Genomic DNA, 18,434 nt, shown 5'->3' with positions numbered 1-18,434 from the left:
GGTACGCCCCATAAGCTTCCAGGTGGCTTATTACCAGCAATGCCTGCTTCGCCCTCGCGGTGAGTGCATAATCTACACGTGGGGGTTTTTCCTGGTAAACCTGCCGGGTAACCATGCTTTTTTCTTCCAGGATGCGCAGTTGCGTGATCAGCATTTTATCGGTGATATGCGGTATTGACTTTTTCAGGTCGCCATACCGCACCGGCCCGTTGCGCAATGCCTGGAGAATAGGTATTTTCCAGGTGCCTCCGATATAATTCATCGCAAATTCAACAGGGCTGTAGTATATCCTGTTCTGATGCCAAAAATCTTTCATACCGGGAATTTAGTCAGGTATTCCCGGATTTCTGTCTTTATATACTAAAAAGTATATAACGGTTATTCATAAGGCGGTGGCCCAACGGGTATGCCCATCTTCTTCTGCAGGTTCCGGGCCGTGTCCAGCTGCCAATTCAACAACGGCAGCTGATCCATCGCAAAAGCCCTTATTTCCGGATCAGCCGCATTTTCCGCCGCCCTGCGAAATGCCCTTATATCTTTTTTATGATCATCTATCACGAAACTGATATAAGCCCTGTCGAATGCTTCTCCCTTCTTCCTTCCCAGGCGTTCTTTTATTTTTTGCTGATGACCGGAGATGGAATCCGGGAGCACCATATTTTTAGATGTGGCTAATGTGCTCAGTTTTTCCCGGCTTTTCCTGTGATCCTTTATCATCATATCGCCAAATGCTTTTATTTCCCGGTTCAGGGAATTGGTTTGGGCAAGCTGACCCAGCTGCACGGCTGTCATGCCGCCACTGGCCGCTTCCACCAGGAAATCTGCATCTGCTTTGGCAGGAATGGGCAATGCAGGGTCGGCAGACTGATTACTCATGATCTGGCTGTCGATTTTTTCGCTGTTTATTTCTTTGGCTTTTTTTTCGCTGTCGGAAGATCTGCTGTTGCACCCTCCTATGAATAACAGCAGTGGCAGCGCATAGAAAAATGAGTTTTTCATCATCTCCTCCTTTTTAGAGGGAAGGCCCCAAAACATATGCCACAGACATCCCTTACATAAGGTTATCTTATGATACAAACGCTACCTGAAACAGGATGATTATCTATTTCCGATCGTTCTCATCTATCCGGAAAGATACCTTACAGATGATGCCATAGGTAGACACCTTCCCGTCTTTTACATGTGCTTTAATATCCTTTACATAAACAGAATCTATGTTATGGATCGTTTTTGACACCTCGCTTACCGCATTGTTAATAGCATCTTCAATGCTTTTTTCTGAGGAAGAGATCACTTCGATTACTTTTACAATAGACATGACATAATCTTTTAAATTGTTAGCAAACAGTTAGTTAGTCTTGTAAGAGGTGATAACAACAACATTGTCAATAAAGTTCCACGGCCGCCGTCACTTCCGGCCTTATTCATAATTCATAACATGCTAGTTCTCAATTTCTTAACAGCACCGCTTTGTCTTTGAAATTTTTTACTCTAGTTTGTGCTTCCAAACATGAACATTAAATAAGGCATTGTCAAGCAACAAAGCATACGAGGAAACTGCGCTGATCTCTTCATTTCAGCAGGGCGAGCACAAAGCACTGCACCAGGTTTATGCACTATACCAGCGCGCCCTATGCTTTTTTACAGAACAGCTAACAGCCGATACGATGGCTGCGGAAGATATTGTTTCGGAATGTTTCATCCAGGCGTTCCAAAAAAAAGAAGACTTCCCTACCCTGGCCCAGTTGAAGGGCTTCCTGTTCACTGCCGCCAGGAATGCAGCGCTTAATCATATTAAGGCGCAAAAAAGGCATGGTGATATTCACCAACTGATAGAAAGAGATGCCGACCGCTTTTCCATAGATGTGGAAAAAGCTTATATAAAAACAGAGGTCATGCAGGCTATTTTCCTGGAAATAGAAAAGCTGCCGCCGCAGTGCCGGCAGGTGGTCCGCCTTTCCGTTATTGAAGGGAAGCGCGCGCAGGAAATAGCAGACGAATTGAATATGGCCTACCAGACCGTTCTGAACCAAAAAGCAAAAGGTGTAGGATTATTACGCACCGCACTTTTAAAAAACGAGCTCATATCCCTGCCAGTACTGGTTTCGGCACTATTGATGCTGCAACGGTAATTTTTTTTTAAAAAGGGCGGTATAAAAAGCAGCGTTAGTTGTTTTAGTAGTATCAACATGACAGAGAACAATCATTACATAGCCGGCCTGATTGGCAAATACCTGGAAAATAGTTTGAATGCGGAGGAAGAAACCGCATTAACAGAATGGGTCAATGCCTCTGAAGATAACCGCCGTCTTTTTGCGGAGCTTAACGATCCGCAGCAGCTGGTAGCCAATCTTCAGCAGTTCTATGCATATGATACCGACAGGATTTCCAGGAGGATAGGTGAACAGGTCCCTGAATTTGAGGGGCCCGTAGCAGTACCGGTTCACCGTGTCCACTTTATACGCAGATGGGGCTGGGCCGCCGCTGTGGCATTGTTACTTGCAGGAAGCGCTTACTTCCTGGTTAATAAAAGAGATACACCGGCGCCAATAGCAGCAAAGGCAGTGGAGATCACTCCAGGCACACAGGGCGCTATACTCACACTGGACGACGGACGCCAGGTGGTACTTGACAGTATGGCCAGCGGCGTGGTGGCACACCAGGGCGGTACCTCCGTGGTATTGTCTGACGGGAAACTACAGTATGATCCTTCAGGTGAAGCAGCCAGCGGTATTCAATACAACAAAATGACCACGCCCAAAGGGCGGCAGTTCGAAGTAACACTGCCCGACGGAACAAAGGTGTGGTTAAATGCAGCCAGCTCTATCCGCTACCCTACCGCTTTTACCGGCAACGAACGGAAAGTGGAGGTATACGGAGAGGCTTGTTTTGAAGTAGTGAAAGATGCCGGTAAACCATTCCTGGTTAATGTAAATAACAAGGCATCCATAGAAGTACTGGGCACGTTATTTAACGTAAGCGCCTACGAAAATGAAAAAACGATCAACGCAACATTGCTCAACGGAAGCATAAAAGTAGCCACTCATCCCGCCAGCGTTGTCCTTAAACCAGGCCAGCAGGCACAGATCAGCACCACCCCTGGCGCAAATAAACCGGAAGGGAAAATTGAAATTATGAATCATCCGGACCTGGAAAAAACCATGGCCTGGAAAAACGGCCTGTTCAATTTTGAAGGCGCCGGTATTGAAGAAGTAATGCGACAGCTGGAACGCTGGTATAATATTGATGTAGTATATGAAAATGGTATACCGGATATACAATTTATTGGAGAAATGAGCAGGCAGATTTCCCTATCGGACCTGCTGGAAATATTGAGAAGGACAGAAGTAGACTTTAGAGTAGAAGGACGCAAACTGATTGTGCTGAATAAATAAGTACCAGATACGCTGCACCGAAGAAACACAGCAGGGCCTTTATGGCCCGGCCAGGCTATTTATTTGAATCAAACCAACTATTAAGAAAAAACCGTCACGGATTGCGGCCGTGACGGTGTATTTGACTCAGTTGGTGTCTAAACGGTTTATTGCAATTCACATTTATTAACAACCAAATCCCTTGCAATTTATGCAAAAAAAATGCTATTGGCCGCCCGATCGTCCGGGAAAACAGATGGGCCTAACCAAAATCTTTCTGGTAATGAGACTTACTGTCATTTTATTAGCAGCCGCCATTTTCCAGGCAAATGCCTCGGGACATGCACAAACCGTTACACTGTCAGGTAAAACTATACCTATTAAAAAAGTATTTACCGCTATCAAACAACAAACAGGCTATGTGGTATTCAGCAATACCAACACCATCAACGATGCCCAGAACGTATCGCTTTCAGTAAAGGATATGCCACTGAAAGATTTGCTGGATGTAGTGTTGAAAGATCTTCCCGTTACTTACCTGATCAAAGACAAAACAATTGTACTATCAAGAAAGGCGCCTCCTTCCGCCGATGTCCTAACTATTCCGGCGCCGCCAAATACCATCAGCGGGGTGATCCGATCGACCAGCGGTGAACTGCTTCCGGGCGTTTCTGTCCGGTTAAAGAACACCGTTACCGGGACGGTCACTTCTTCTGATGGCGCATTCTACTTTACGCATCTCCCGGAAAACACCGTGCTCCTGATCACTATGCTGGGTTATGAAACGCTGGAAATAGGCGTGCGTAAGGGAACAAACGGCTACACCGCCTATACGGTAAATAAAGAGCAGGCGAAGTCGTTACTCGTAACTGACGGCGCCAACCTCGTTATGAATATCACCCTGCACAGGAAGGATATGGAAATAGGAGATGTGGTGATAACCGGTTATATGAACGTGAACAAAAACAACTACGTAGGTGCTGTTTACTCCGTGAAAGCAGATGATATCAAGATAGCCGGTGAAACCAGCATCGACCAGATGCTGCAGGGCGTGGTGCCAGGTATGTCGGTAATGGTGCAATCGGGCCAGGTGGGCTCCAGCCCTAAGATCCGCATCCGCGGTACTTCTACCATCCTGGGCAACCAGGAACCGGTTTGGGTGGTAGATGGCGTGATCCAGCGCGATCCCTTACCCATGCCCAATGGCAGCGGCTCACTGGCCGGAGATATGTCGGAGCTGCGTCTCATCGCTTCCAATGCTATTTCCTGGCTGAATCCAAACGATATTGAAACCATCACCGTTTTAAAAGATGCCTCAGCTACCGCTATCTATGGCTCACAGGCTGCCAACGGGGTAATTGTACTCACTACAAAGAAACCCAAGCCCGGCCAGTTATCGGTTTCTTATAACTCCTCCTTCACAGTTGGTCAAAGGCCTTCCTATGGCGACTTTGACCTGATGAACTCACAGGAACTGATGCAATTTTCAAAAGAAGTATACGAAGCGCGCGACAGCTATACCGCTGATGTACTGCCAATCGGTTATGCTAAATTGATCCAGCAGTTACAGCGTAAAGAGATCGACTACGCCACTTATACAGCCATGTACAGGAAACTGGAAACCCGGAATACGGATTGGTTTGCCCTGCTGTTCCGTAATCCGTTCAGTCAGAATCATAGCCTGAGCCTCTCCGGCGGTAATGAAAAGATCTCGAACAGAACTTCATTCAGTATGCAGCAACAGAATGGTGAAGCCAAAGGAAATAACCTTACCTCTTTCGCAGCATCTTCCAATACCACCCTCCGCCTCGGAAAACGGCTCACTGTAAACCTGATGCTGAATGGAAGCAGGCGGGAAACAGATGGTTTTGCCTATGAAGTGGATCCTTTCTCTTACGCTTATAACACCGCCAGGACCATTCCTATGTACAACGATGATGGTTCGCTCTTCTACCACGAAAAAAGGGGCGACCCCAGCACCGTTTATCCAGGCAATACCAGTTACCAATATAACATTCAGAATGAGCTTAATAACACAGGCAATAAAAATGCAACGACCAACCTGTCTACCACCGCAGATGTAAACCTCCAGATAACAAAGGATCTGCAGTACCAGGGCTTGTTGTCTTACACGCTTACAAATACCAATGTTAAATCATACGCTACAGAATTATCTTACTATATCAGTCAAACAAGAGGATATGAGTTCGGCAGCGTATTGTCTAACTCCCCCCAGGAACTCGCCAGCCGCCTGCCTTTCGGAGGACTGGTACAGCTGCAGAATGCCAATAACAATGGATATACCTGGCGAAACAGCCTGGTGTATAACCGGTTATTTGGAAATCTTCACAGTGTGACGTTCCAGGGAGGTATAGAAGCCAGATCCGCGCTGAGCCAGGGTAACACCGATACCCGTTATGGTTATCTCCGTTACCGCGGGGAAAGCTATGCGCCGGTTCCCACCATGCCTGCGATGAACTCCGTAAGCAATGTGAACCTGTATGATCTTATGCGCACCAATTCCTCTATCGTTAACCAGAAAAGTAATTACCTGAGTGAATACTTTTCTGCAGTATATGGTTTTGATCAGCGCTTTATCTTCAATTTCAACGCCAGGCTGGATGCTTCCAACCGCTTCGGACAGGATAAGAACAAACGGTTCCAGCCAACCTGGTCGGTGGGTGGAAAATGGCGTGTTGCGAATGAAAAATTCATGACTGCTGCAAAATGGCTGAACGCCTTTGATGTATCTGCCAGCTACGGTTACCAGGGAATGGCGGTAGAAGAAGTATCCCCTTACCTGATTGCTACCGATGGAGGACTTAGCAACATATTCAAGCAGTACATCCTGAATATAAAATCGCTGCCTTACCCGGAACTGGGATGGGAGAAAACAAAAACATGGAACTTCGGCCTGGATGTAGCCATGTTCAACGGCCGTGTGAGCGCTACTGCCAACTGGTATAAGAAAAGCAGCAATATCCTGGCCTCCAGGCAGGTACCGGTGGAAAACGGTATGAATGCCGCCACCGTATTCGGCTCCCTGATGGAAAATACCGGGTACGACCTCATTGTAAGCGTTACGCCGGTGCGTACCAAAGATTTCATGTGGCAGTTTTCCGTAAATACGGGGCTTGCCAGGAATAAGCTGAAGCAAAATGAAAGGATCAACACCATGGATGATTACCTGAACGGAACGGCTATTGTGAACGGTGAGGCTTATTCTACCTTTTACTCCTATGCCTACGCAGGCTTAAGCCATCTTAACGGTGTTCCTACCTTTAAAAACCTGGATATTAAGCCTACTGAAAATCCGCTCGACTACCTGGTAAAAACCGGCAAGCTGGAACCTGATTTTTCCGGTGGTTTCAATACCATGTTCAGGTATAAGAACATTTCAATGAGCGCGCAGTTTGCGATGGCCTTCGGCAATCAGAAACGCCTGCCCGTTTTCTATAACCCTTCCGGAGCGCCAACGCCGGAGCAAAATGCACCCAGGATCCTGAACGACCGCTGGAAACAGCCAGGTGATGAATTGCATACCAATGTTCCCGCTGTTCCTCCCGGAAATCCCCGCAGGTTTGAACTGACCATGCCCACACAAAATCTGCTCATACTAACACCATACCAGCTGTATAACCAGTCGGATTACATGGTGGCAAACGCCGATTTCATCCGCTGCCGGCAGATTGCAGTGAACTATGAATTTACACAGAACCTGCTGAAAAGAATACATATCAAACGCCTGAGCACATCGCTCAGCGTAACCAATCCTTTCCTGGTGACTTTCGATGATGCATGGAGAGGATACGATCCTGAAACGAATGGATGGCCTGCACGCAGAACAGGGTCATTATCTTTTAATATGACTTTCTAATATTGAAGCGCATGAAATATAAATTATTCTCTGTTCTCTCTGTATTTACACTGCTGGCTTTCAGCAGCTGCTCCAAATTCCTGGAAGAACAGTCCCAGAGTGAGATCATTCCCAAAACGGCTGCCGATTTCAGGGAGCTGCTGATGGGATCAGGTTACATAGGGAACAACGATCCCACCGATTTTGTTTCCTTTATGGATGATGATGTGGATTTTAATATTGAATGGGGAGCAGGCACGCCCTACTCGCTTGTAGGAACTCCGGGCGCCAAAACGGACTATCTCTACTATACCTGGCAGCCTACGCTGGCCGACAGGAACGGCCTGGGAGACCTTATCAGCACGGATCCTTCCAATACCGCCTATTACACCTTTTATGCACTGATAAAAGGATGTAACGCCGTACTGGATAATATCAATGCAGCTATTGGCAGCCAGCAGGAAAAAGACAGGGTAAGAGCCGAAGCACTTGCTGTGCGCGCCTTCTATTACTTCCGCCTGGTTAATCTTTATGGCGAACCTTACAACAGCAATCCCCAATCTCTTGCGGTACCTTTAAAGCTGACTTCCGATATTTCTGCGGAGTACATGCCACAGGCTACCGTTGCAAAGGTATATGAGCAAATTGTAAACGACCTGAAAGAGGCGGCTACCCTGATGGATCCGCTGCCCATTGCGCGCAGGGATTTCCACATCAATCAGCCGGCCATTCATATCCTTTTATCAAGGGTATACCTCTATATGGAAAAATGGGAGGATTGCGTAACAGAAGCCAACAAAGTGTTTGAACAGGCAGGCGTGCTGATGGACATGACCGGGATCACCTCCGGCAACTGGCTCACCTACACCAACCCGGAAGTGGAATGGATGTTTGGCGGCAGATCGCAGGCTGGCGATCAAAACAGCTATATCCCCTCTGCTGAGTTCCGGTCAATTTTTGACCCGAATAATGATGTGCGCTTCAAATATGGTATCTCCAATTCAAACGGCACACCTCTCATTAATAAGTATACAAGTGTGAACGGGGAACTGGTTCAATGCCTGCGTACAGGAGAAGCATTGCTGAACAGGGCGGAAGCCAATGTGCAGCTGGGCAAACTATCGGCCGGTATGAAAGACCTGAACGACCTGCGCCGCACGCGTATCATTGGTTATACAGATGAAAGCATCGGCAACAAAGATGCACTGCTTACCGCCGTGCGACTGGAACGCCGTAAAGAGTTTTTCCTGGAAGGATTCCGCTGGTTCGATCTGCGCCGCTATGGCATGCCTGCTATCACACACCGGTATCAGCATGAACTGGGAGAAGCCATCCTTCACTATACGCTGAAAGAAAAAGATCCGATGTATACACTGCCTTTTCCCACCAGTTTGCTCGAGAGAAATCCCGCGCTGAAACAAAATCCATCGGCTACCATGCCGGACAGGATAGGGCAGTAAATGTTAAACAAGCAATACCATCATCACATGAAGCATATATTTCTTATTGGCTGCATCTCCAGTATTTTATTATTCTCCTGCTCGAAGGATCGCGAAATAGGCCCTTCCACGCCAATAGCGCCGGACTATGCGTTGCCGCAGGGCAATGCACCTAAAGAGGCGAATGATAAGATCCAGCAGCTCTATGACACCTATGGATCATACTTCCTGTATGTGTTTACACAAAAAGATTTTGAATGGATGCAATCCGCCGGAGGCAGTGCATCAAAGATTGACACCGCCGTATTGGGCGATCCCGCTTACGCAGGCGATATGCTCAGTTTCCTGGACGATATCTGGTTAAAATTCCTGCCGGACGACTTCAAGAAAGAACAGGGAATCCCCTACCGTGTGCTCATGGCAGACACCATCAAACAATACAGGACCGGTTATCCGCCGGGCAGGGAATACCTTTATTTCGATTTCAAAGTAGTGGGAAAATCCATCACTTTTGCCGGCATGAACGCCTCCCTGCGTACTATGACACCGGCACAAAAAGTGGAGAAAAAGAATATCCTCACAGCGGCTATCTGGAATTATTATATCAGTAATAATATTCTCGATATCCCTGCGGAATTTTATACCGTTAGTAATTACACGGCTGCTGCGCCCGCCACACCGCTCAATGCAGCCAATCCTGCAAACGTGGAGGCTTACCGGCAGAAAGGATTCTTACCATCTTCCTACAACGCCGTAAGCGGCGCGCCATTTGAATGGCATAACGGCGCCTATTCATGGAGCACTGCCAAATCAAATGATGTGAACTCGTATATCTTAAACATCACACAACGGACAGACGCGCAACTGCAACCGTACCTGGTTTACCCGCTGATTAAAGAGAAGTTTGATATCCTGGTTAACTATTACAAAACAAAATACCGTATAGACGTTCGCGCTATTGCCAACGCCACCTATTAATCCATTACCAGTGACCGTTTCCCGGGGATCGAACCCCGGGAAACATCACATCAGCAGTCATCTTCATAACATTCTATTAATAACAAAGCATCGTGTAAGCAACACCTTGCACAGCTATTTTATTTATTAAACAATCCGTAATGAATGGAAAACGCCATTGTAAAAGTTGAAAACTTATCTCATCGCTATAATTCACAGTGGGCGGTAAGAGATATAAATTTTGAGATCCACAGCCAGGGAGTTGTTGGCCTGCTGGGATCCAACGGAGCCGGCAAATCCACTACCATGAACATCATTTGTGGGGTGCTGAAACAAACAAAGGGCGATGTGCTGGTTAACGGGATTAATTTGAAAGATAACCCGGTGGCAGCCAAAAGAAATATTGGCTTTATGCCCCAGAAGCTTCCGCTGTACCAGGATTTCACCGTGGAGGAATACCTGACCTATTGCGCCGACCTGAGAATGGTGGAAAAAACGCAGGTAAAAAAGTCCGTGCAGCACGCCCTGGAAAGATGCGGGGTGGCCCATTTCAGGGAACGGCTGTTAAGGAACCTTTCCGGCGGCTACCAGCAACGTGTGGGCATCGCCCAGGCCATTGTGCATAACCCAAGGTTTGTAGTGCTCGACGAACCTACCAATGGCCTCGATCCCAACCAGATCGTGGAAGTGAGGAACCTCATTAAAGAAATCGCGAAAGACCGCTCCGTTTTGCTTTCCACGCACATCCTCACGGAAGTGCAGGCTACCTGCAAGGAAATCAAAATGATAGAAGAAGGCCAGATGGTGTTTTCCGGTACTATTGAAATGTTCGACAATTACATTGAACCCAATACACTGGTTGTATCACTGGATATGCCTCCTGCACACGACGAACTGCTGAAGCTGGAAGGCATCAGGTCCATAGAACAGGTAGCGCCTACCCGCTTCCGGCTCGGATACGACGGTGAAAAGAAAACCGTGCAGCAACTGGCGGAAATAAGCGTTGGTAAAGGCTGGGGACTGATGGAGCTGATTATCGAAAAGAGTTCGCTGGATGCAGTATTTGCGAGGTTGTCGAAAAAAAACAACAAATAAAAAGCTGATAAAAAAATATTAAATGAGACGAGTTTTCAAGATCGCCAAGGCAGAGTTATTCACCTTGTTTTATTCGCCGATCGCCTGGATGATCCTTATTGTATTTACCTTCCAGACAGGGATGGCCTTTGCGGAGCACCTGCAGGAAATACTGCGGTCGCAGCGTATCGGTTTTGGCAATATGTTCATTACTGCCAATATTTTTTCCGGGGAGCGCGGTTTGCTGGTAACGGTACAGAATTACCTGTACCTCTACATGCCACTGCTCACCATGGGGCTCATGAGCCGGGAACTGAGCAGCGGCTCCATCAAATTATTGTATTCCTCCCCGGTTACTTCTTCCCAGATCATCCGTGGTAAATTCCTTGCCATGATGCTCTACAGCCTGGTGCTGATAGGCGTACTGCTTATTTATACACTGATAGGCGTATGTACGGTAGATCATTTTGATCTTCCATCCGTATGGTCCGGCTTACTGTCCATCTACCTGCTGATGTGCGCCTACGCTGCTATCGGGCTGTTTATGTCGAGCCTTACCTCCTACCAGGTGGTAGCTGCCCTGGGTACGCTGGTATTACTGGCCACCCTTAGTTACATGAACAAGGTATGGCAGGATATCAGCTTTGTACGCGACATCACTTACTGGCTTTCTATTTCAGGCCGTTGTAATGAAATGATCATGGGCCTCATTTGCAGTGAAGACGTACTTTATTTCCTCATTGTTGTATGCATGTTCCTCACCCTCAGCGTAATGAAACTGCAGGCCAACCGCACCCACGCCTCCTTTTCCAAAGTATGGGGAAAATACAGCCTGGTAGTGCTTTCCGCTATGGCGCTGGGATACGCTACTTCAAGGCCGGTACTGATGGCTTATTATGATACTACCGAAACAAAACGGAATACGCTTACACCCAACAGCCAGGCCATTATGGCCAAACTAGACGGCGGCATGACCATCACCACTTATGTGAACCTGCTGGACAGGGAGTACTATCACGGTATCCCCGAACAGGTGAATGAAGACAAACAACGCCTGAAACAATATATCCGCTTTAAACCGGAAACAAAACTGAAATACGTTTACTATTACGATAAACCGAGTAATAACCCGCGACTCGATTTCATCTACAAAAATAAACCGCTCGCAGAACAGGCGAAGAAAGAAGCAGACCTTAAAGAGCTCGATATTGATATGTTCCTTACGCCGGAGGAAATTAAAAAGGAACAGGCTAAAAAGAAGATCAACCTTACTGATGAGGGCAACACTTTTGTACGCCTGGTAGAGAGGGAGAACGGGCAAAAAGCTTTCCTGAGAATTTATGACGACATGATGAAATTCCCGGATGAAGCGGAGATCTCAGCGGTTTTCAAACGCATGGTGATGAAGCTGCCCCGCATTGGCTTCCTGGAAGGACAGGGCGAAAGAAAAATAGAAGGCGACAGGATCCGTGATTATACCTTGTTCTCTTCCGTTAAAACATTCCGCTACGCCCTTACTAACCAGGGCTGCGATGTAGAAACACTGGACCTTTCCGGCGATAAACAGGTGCCGAAAGAAGTGGATATCATCGTGATCTCCGACATGCAGCAGGCGATGGATTCTGTTGTAAAGAAGAAGCTGGATGCATACATCGCCAACGGCGGCAACCTGGCCATTACATTGAAACCGGGTTCTGAAATAATGGAATCATTTATTGCGCAGTTTGGCGTTAAAACCGTACCTGGTCAGCTGGTGCAGCCTAAGCAGGATGTGGCCGCCAACGCGGTGATATGCAGACCTACGGAAGCATCCAAAAGTATTGCACCTATGTTCGGGGATATGATCCAGCGTCATCTGTATGTGGGCATGGTAAAATCGGCAGGGCTTGTAATGGCTGAAAACAAAGGCTTTAAAGCCATTCCTGTGCTGCAAACCGATACCATGAAAACATGGAATGAGCTGCAAACCATCGACTACGTAAACGATTCCGCTACCGTGGATATCGCCAGCGGCGAAAAGGTTGACAGCTTTGTAACCGCGCTGGCCCTGTCAAGGAAAGTAGGTAACAAGGAGCAACGCATCATGATCATCGGGGATGCCGACTGTATCAGCAACGGCGGAATGAAACCACCTATGCGGATATACGGAGCTGCCAACTTCAACCTGCTCCCTGGTATGTTCCACTGGCTGTCGTACGGCACCGTGCCTGTTGATGTAAGTCGCCCGATTGGTTCTGATAACGAAATTTCCCTCACCAAGGAAAGCCTGAAAGTGGTGAAATACGCATTGATGGGTGTTATTCCCGGTATATTATTAATCGGAAGCACCATTTTACTCATCAGGAGAAGAAGAAAGTAAAACAGATAGCTGGTATGAGCTTAATGACCGATAAACAAACGCTGAATGATCTGAACATTTTCGGGAAAGGAGGTGGCGATACCGTGTATGCCATATTTAACCGGACCTTTACCCGTGGCGGATCCGAACTGCTGGAAGAAATGTTCCGCAACCCGTTGTCGGATGAAAATGCGATCAACGCCCGCAGCAGCATTATCCGTGCCTTTGCAGGAAAGGAGATCCCTTTCCTGTATGAAAGCGAATGGTTTGATGCAGCAGAACAACACCTGCAGAATACCGACGAGCGTACCCGGCTGAATGAACATGAGGATACGCTGAACCGCAAGTTCAACCAGCTCATTGCAGCCGATACCGAGTACAAGGCCATTGAAAAAGGCGTGATATGCCTGATCCATATACTGCAGGCCACCAAAGCATTTGCAGAAAGCATCCGGCAACAGGTAGCCGATATTCCCTACAGTAAGGAACTGGCAGCTATAGACCGGCTGCTGGCCCTGGACGAATTGCAGCCAGTTTTAAAGGAACATGCCAGGCAGAAATTTTCCTTTGCCAGGATTGCGGAGTACGATAAAGTACTCCGCTTCCGGCAGCGGGAAAACATCCTGCAGCTGCTGCGGCAAATTTACCAGGCGGATGTATATCTTTCTGTGGCACGCACCGCCAGGGAAAGAAAATATTCCTTCCCTGTAGCATTGCCCAAAGAATTGCAGACCGTGGTACTGGAAGATTTTTATCATCCGTGCTTAACCAAACCGGTGGCCAATTCCCTGTCTGTAACTCCATCCAGCAATATCATTTTCCTGACGGGAGCAAATATGGCCGGTAAATCCACCTTCATGAAAGCGCTGGGAATAGCCATGTACCTGGGCCAGATGGGCTTCCCGGTACCGGCTTCCAAAATGGAATTTTCCGTGAGAGATGGTATCTATACCACCATTAACCTGCCGGATAACCTAAGCCAGGGAGCCAGCCATTTTTATGCAGAAGTATTGCGTATTAAAACAATTGCCAGGGAACTGAGCAGGGACAAATACCTGTTCGTGATCTTTGATGAACTGTTTCGCGGTACCAATGTAAAAGATGCATATGAGGCTACAATTGCCATCACTTCCGCCATTGCACGCAGGCAGAACTGTATGTTCGTGGTATCCACGCACATCATTGAAGCCGGCGATGTACTCAGGGAGAAGTGCAGCAATATCAATTTCGTATACCTGCCAACATTAATGGAAGGAAATAAACCTGTGTATACACACAAACTGGCCTCCGGCATCACCTCCGACAGGCACGGTATGGTTATTATAAAAAATGAAGGTATCCTGGATATACTCACCAGGAAAAATCAATAAAGGAAACCACATGAGCTTTATTGCCGACAAACAAACACTGGATGACCTGTCGCTGTTGGGAAAATATAATACCAACTCAGTTTTCAGTCTATTTAACCAGGTAAACACACGGGGCGGTGAAAAACTGCTGGATGTAATGTTTAATCATCCGCTCACAGATGCAGATGCCATCAACAGCAGAAGTAAAGCCTTCCGTTACTTTCATGACAACGTTTTCACCTTTCCTTTTGATGCAGCGCTGCTGACCCGTGCGGAAGCCTATCTTGAGGAAGCAGGCGATTCCAGCCTGCCTGTTGCCCTTTGGCGTACCGGCAGGAAAAGGCTGATGGAAATCCTGGTGAAGGAAGATACTTATCCCCTGCTGCAGGAGGGGATCAGCAACTGCATCACCGTTTTAAAAAGCGGTGCACGCGCCCTTCAGCAACTCGAAAACGAAGGCCGCGATAAAAACACTCCATGGGAAAACTGGGCCGGTATTATCCGTAGCATTACCCGTGATGAGCGACTGAAAGCGGTGCTGGAAGAACGCGCGCCTGCCAAAAGATCCCTGTTGCAAACCGCCAGGCTGCATCACCTGCTTACCTACGTGTTCCAGGCGCATCTGAAAACCTTGCTGGAACTTACCTATGAAATAGATGTGTACATCACGGTAGCAGGTATTGCCAGGGAGAAAGGATTTTCTTACGCGCTGGCTTCTCCCAAAGAAAAAAATATGTTACACGCAAAAGGCGTGAAACATCCCGGCCTGGCCAAAGCTGTTCCCAATACCCTTTCTTTCAGCGGCAACAGCAATGTGTTGTTCCTTACCGGCGCCAACATGGCCGGTAAATCCACCCTGATGAAAGCAACGGGAATTATGCTGTACCTGGCGCATATGGGATTCCCGGTGGCCGCTGAAGAAGTGCAGTTCTCCGTACTCGACGGGCTTTATTCTTCCGTAAACGTACCAGACGACCTGAACAAGGGCTACAGTCACTTTTATGCGGAAGTACTTCGTGTAAAGAAAGTTGCAGAAGAAGTAGCTGCAGATAAACGTCTCTTTATCATCTTTGATGAATTATTCAAAGGTACCAATGTAAAAGACGCCTACGATGCCACGCTTGCTGTAACTGCCGCATTCAACGCTTTCACCGCATGCTTCTTTATTATTTCAACACATATTTTCGAAGTAGGAGAAGAGCTGAAAGTTAAAGGCAACAACATACAGTTTGTATTCCTGCCTACTGTAATGGAAGGATCGGTGCCTAAATATACCTACCGGCTGCAACCCGGTATCACGGCCGACCGGCAAGGGATGATCATTATTGAAAATGAAGGTATACTGGAGATGCTGTAAACAGCACTCATCTTTTATAACGGAACACCAAAAGATAAATAACTATGCATTATCGTTATCTGGCTACAGCCGGACTGCTATGCTTTTCCCTGGCAGGAAGCTTTGCACAGGGCATTGGGCAGAACCGGCCACTTCCACTGGATACCGCCGTTCATACCGGTAAGTTGGCCAACGGGTTCACTTACTATATCCGCAAAAATAATGAACCCGCCAAACGGGCATTGTTTTACCTGGTGAACAAAGTAGGATCTATCCTGGAAGATGATGACCAGCAGGGACTGGCACACTTCATGGAACACATGAACTTTAATGGCACCACCCATTTCCCTAAAAATAAACTGATAGATTACCTGCAGAAAGCAGGCGTGCGGTTTGGAGCTGACCTGAACGCCTATACGTCGTTTGATGAAACTGTTTACCAGTTGCCTATCCCTACCACTGACCCATCGATGGTGAGCCGCGGCCTGGATATTATGCGCGACTGGGCACAGGAAGCATTGCTGGAAACCGACGACATCGACAAGGAACGCGGCGTGATCATCGAGGAAAAACGCCTGCGTGGCGGTGTAGGAGAACGCATACAGGAACAAACTTCCCGCATAGCGTTAAACCACAGCAAATATACAGAACGCACTCCCATAGGCATCGACAGCATATTACTGCACTTCCCTCCTGACGCCATCCGCCGCTTTTACCACGACTGGTACCGGCCCAATCTGCAGGCCCTCATCGTAGTAGGCGATGTAGATGTGAACCAGGTAGAACAACAGATCAGGAAACAATTTGCCGATCTGAAAAACCCGGTTAACGAAAAAAACCGGCTCACTTATAACATTCCGCTTACCGGGAAAAACCACTTCATGACCGTTACCGATCCTGAAGTGAGCACCACCGGCATGGAAATGATGGTGAAGCATACAGCGGAAAAGATGACCACAACAACGGGTTACCTAAATTCGCTGAAACGGTCGCTGTTCAACCAAATGCTTAGCGCCAGGATCGGCGAGCTAAGCCAACAGCCTAATCCTCCCTTCCTGGGCGTAAAAGCGGGCATCGGCAATTTAATAGGTGGGCTCGACCAGTTCTCCTTCACCGTTACTGCAAAAGCCGGTAAACTGGAAGAAGCATTTGCCGCCGCCTGGTCGGAAGTAGAAAAAGTAAAGCGTTTCGGTTTCACATCATCAGAACTGGACCGTGCTAAGCTTTCCTACCTGAACGGCCTGGAAAAATCGGCCCGTGAAAAAGATAAAACACCTTCCGCCGCTTATGTAGCGGAATACCAGGCACTGTTCCTTCACGGAACGCCGGCGCCAGGGTTCGACTGGGAATACAACTTCCTGAAAACAGCCGTTCCTGCCATTAGTCTCAACGACCTGAAAGCAATAGCGGATGAATATATCAAAGATATTAACCGCGATATTTTCATTATCGCCCCGGAAAAGGAAAAGGAACATCTTCCTGATTCCATTACCGTAAACGGGTGGCTCGCAAAAATAGCCGCCAGTCCGCTGAAACAGTACAGCGACAATATTGCCAACCAGGTATTGATAAGTAAATTACCTGCGCCCGGGAAAATAATTGCAGAGAAAAAATATCCTGCATTAGGTATACAGCAGCTCACTTTCAGTAATGGTGTAAAGGCATGGCTCAAGCCCACCACTTATAAAAATGATGCCATCCAGTTCCTGTCCTTTGCACCCGGCGGGATCAATAAATATTCAAATGCAGACTTCCCCAGCGCATCCAGCGCCAACGGGATTATAGGTGGTTCCGGTGTTGCCGGCTTCTCTCCTGTTCAACTGGCAAAAATGCTGAATGGCAAATCCGCATCAGTGGGTTCCTTTATCAGCGGTCGCAGCCAGGGAATTGGCGGCGCCAGCACGGTGAAAGATTTCGAGACAGCGCTGCAATTAATATACCTCCGGTTTACCGCGCCGCGGAAAGACACCGTGTTATTTGAAAACGCCATCGCACAATCCAGGGAAGGCATCCAGAACCGGTATACCGATCCGGGCGTTGTATTCAAAGACACCGTTAATGCAGTATTAACCGGCTATCATTACCGTACAAGCCCTTCTACCCTGGAAAGGCTCGACAGCATCAGCCTGGAAAAAGCCTACGAAGTTTACCGCGACCGGTTTGCGGACGCCTCCCAGGCTAATTTCGTATTTGTGGGCAATTTCAATACAGACAGCATCCGGCCTTTGCTGGAACAATATCTTGGGGCATTGCCTTCTCTTCATCAAAAAGAAAAAGCAGTTAAGATACATGTACAGGTACCAAAAGGTAAGCTGGTAAAAACAGTTGCCAAAGGGAAGGATAATAAAGCTACTGTATTGCTGGTGTATAACGGCGACTGTATTTACAACACCGGCAACAAAATGCAGCTGCAGGCGCTGTCTGAAATTCTGCAATACCGGCTGTTAACCAGTCTTCGGGAAAATGCAGGCGAAGTATATACGCCTTCTGTAGGAGGCTCAATGGTGAAAGAACCTGATCAGCGCTTTGCCATCAATGTATCATTCGGTTGTGCCCCTGAACACGTGGAACACCTGGTAGGACTGGTACAGCAGGACATTGCCAATTTGCAGCAACGGGGCGCTACTCCCGATGAAGTGGAAAAGTTCAAAGCGGGCTTCCGGAAGCAGTACGAACTGGAGTCTGAAAGCAATGAGTTCTGGTTACAATAC

13 protein-coding genes are annotated in these 18,434 nt (G+C 47.6%); 10 read left to right on the top strand and 3 right to left on the bottom strand.

Going from position 1 to position 18,434, the window contains the following annotated elements:
* The 3 genes from VN105_RS09625 to VN105_RS09615 all read right to left on the bottom strand — a co-directional run.
* Window positions 1–316: helix-turn-helix domain-containing protein (locus VN105_RS09625; protein ID WP_325640240.1), on the bottom strand; the 316-nt coding region annotated here is incomplete at its 3' end.
* Window positions 317–378: 62 nt separating this feature from the next.
* On the bottom strand, window positions 379–999 hold the full coding sequence (locus tag VN105_RS09620) for a DUF4142 domain-containing protein (RefSeq protein ID WP_325640238.1): 621 nt from the start codon (window positions 997–999) through the stop codon (window positions 379–381).
* Window positions 1,000–1,102: 103 nt separating this feature from the next.
* Window positions 1,103–1,318 carry a dodecin family protein gene (locus VN105_RS09615; protein WP_325640236.1) on the bottom strand — a complete coding sequence of 72 codons (216 nt, stop codon included), beginning with the start codon at window positions 1,316–1,318 and terminating at the stop codon, window positions 1,103–1,105.
* Between the two features lie 211 nt (window positions 1,319–1,529).
* On the opposite strand from VN105_RS09615, the gene VN105_RS09610 reads away from it, so the two are divergent.
* The 10 genes from VN105_RS09610 to VN105_RS09565 all read left to right on the top strand — a co-directional run.
* Window positions 1,530–2,132, top strand: coding sequence for an RNA polymerase sigma factor (locus tag VN105_RS09610; protein WP_325640234.1), 603 nt, complete (start codon window positions 1,530–1,532; stop codon window positions 2,130–2,132).
* A 57-nt stretch (window positions 2,133–2,189) separates the two neighbouring features.
* The gene (locus VN105_RS09605; RefSeq protein WP_325640232.1) at window positions 2,190–3,395 is read left to right on the top strand and encodes a FecR family protein; all 1,206 of its coding nucleotides are present in this window, start codon (window positions 2,190–2,192) and stop codon (window positions 3,393–3,395) included.
* A 262-nt stretch (window positions 3,396–3,657) separates the two neighbouring features.
* Window positions 3,658–7,251, top strand: a complete 3,594-nt coding sequence (locus VN105_RS09600) for a SusC/RagA family TonB-linked outer membrane protein (RefSeq protein ID WP_325640230.1) — start codon at window positions 3,658–3,660, stop codon at window positions 7,249–7,251.
* A gap of 11 nt (window positions 7,252–7,262) precedes the next feature.
* Window positions 7,263–8,690 (top strand): RagB/SusD family nutrient uptake outer membrane protein, encoded by a 1,428-nt coding sequence (locus tag VN105_RS09595; RefSeq protein ID WP_325640228.1) that lies wholly within the window; start codon window positions 7,263–7,265, stop codon window positions 8,688–8,690.
* A gap of 27 nt (window positions 8,691–8,717) precedes the next feature.
* Window positions 8,718–9,647, top strand: a complete 930-nt coding sequence (locus VN105_RS09590) for a hypothetical protein (protein WP_325640226.1) — start codon at window positions 8,718–8,720, stop codon at window positions 9,645–9,647.
* 144 nt (window positions 9,648–9,791) lie between these two features.
* A complete protein-coding gene (locus VN105_RS09585; protein WP_325640224.1) occupies window positions 9,792–10,721 on the top strand; it encodes an ABC transporter ATP-binding protein in 930 nt (309 codons plus the stop codon).
* A gap of 22 nt (window positions 10,722–10,743) precedes the next feature.
* Window positions 10,744–13,059, top strand: a complete 2,316-nt coding sequence (locus tag VN105_RS09580; protein ID WP_325640222.1) for a Gldg family protein — start codon at window positions 10,744–10,746, stop codon at window positions 13,057–13,059.
* Window positions 13,060–13,073: 14 nt separating this feature from the next.
* Window positions 13,074–14,408: a MutS-related protein gene (locus VN105_RS09575; RefSeq protein WP_325640220.1), complete on the top strand. Its 1,335-nt coding sequence runs from the start codon at window positions 13,074–13,076 to the stop codon at window positions 14,406–14,408.
* 10 nt (window positions 14,409–14,418) lie between these two features.
* Window positions 14,419–15,744, top strand: coding sequence for a MutS-related protein (locus VN105_RS09570; protein ID WP_325640218.1), 1,326 nt, complete (start codon window positions 14,419–14,421; stop codon window positions 15,742–15,744).
* 44 nt (window positions 15,745–15,788) lie between these two features.
* On the top strand, window positions 15,789–18,434 hold a 2,646-nt coding region (locus VN105_RS09565; protein ID WP_325640216.1), incomplete at its 3' end, for an insulinase family protein.

The organism is Chitinophaga sp. (genome assembly GCF_035564935.1).
In the GTDB taxonomy this organism is placed as follows: Bacteria; Bacteroidota; Bacteroidia; order Chitinophagales; family Chitinophagaceae; genus Chitinophaga.
This window is presented reverse-complemented; position numbering and strand designations above follow the sequence as displayed.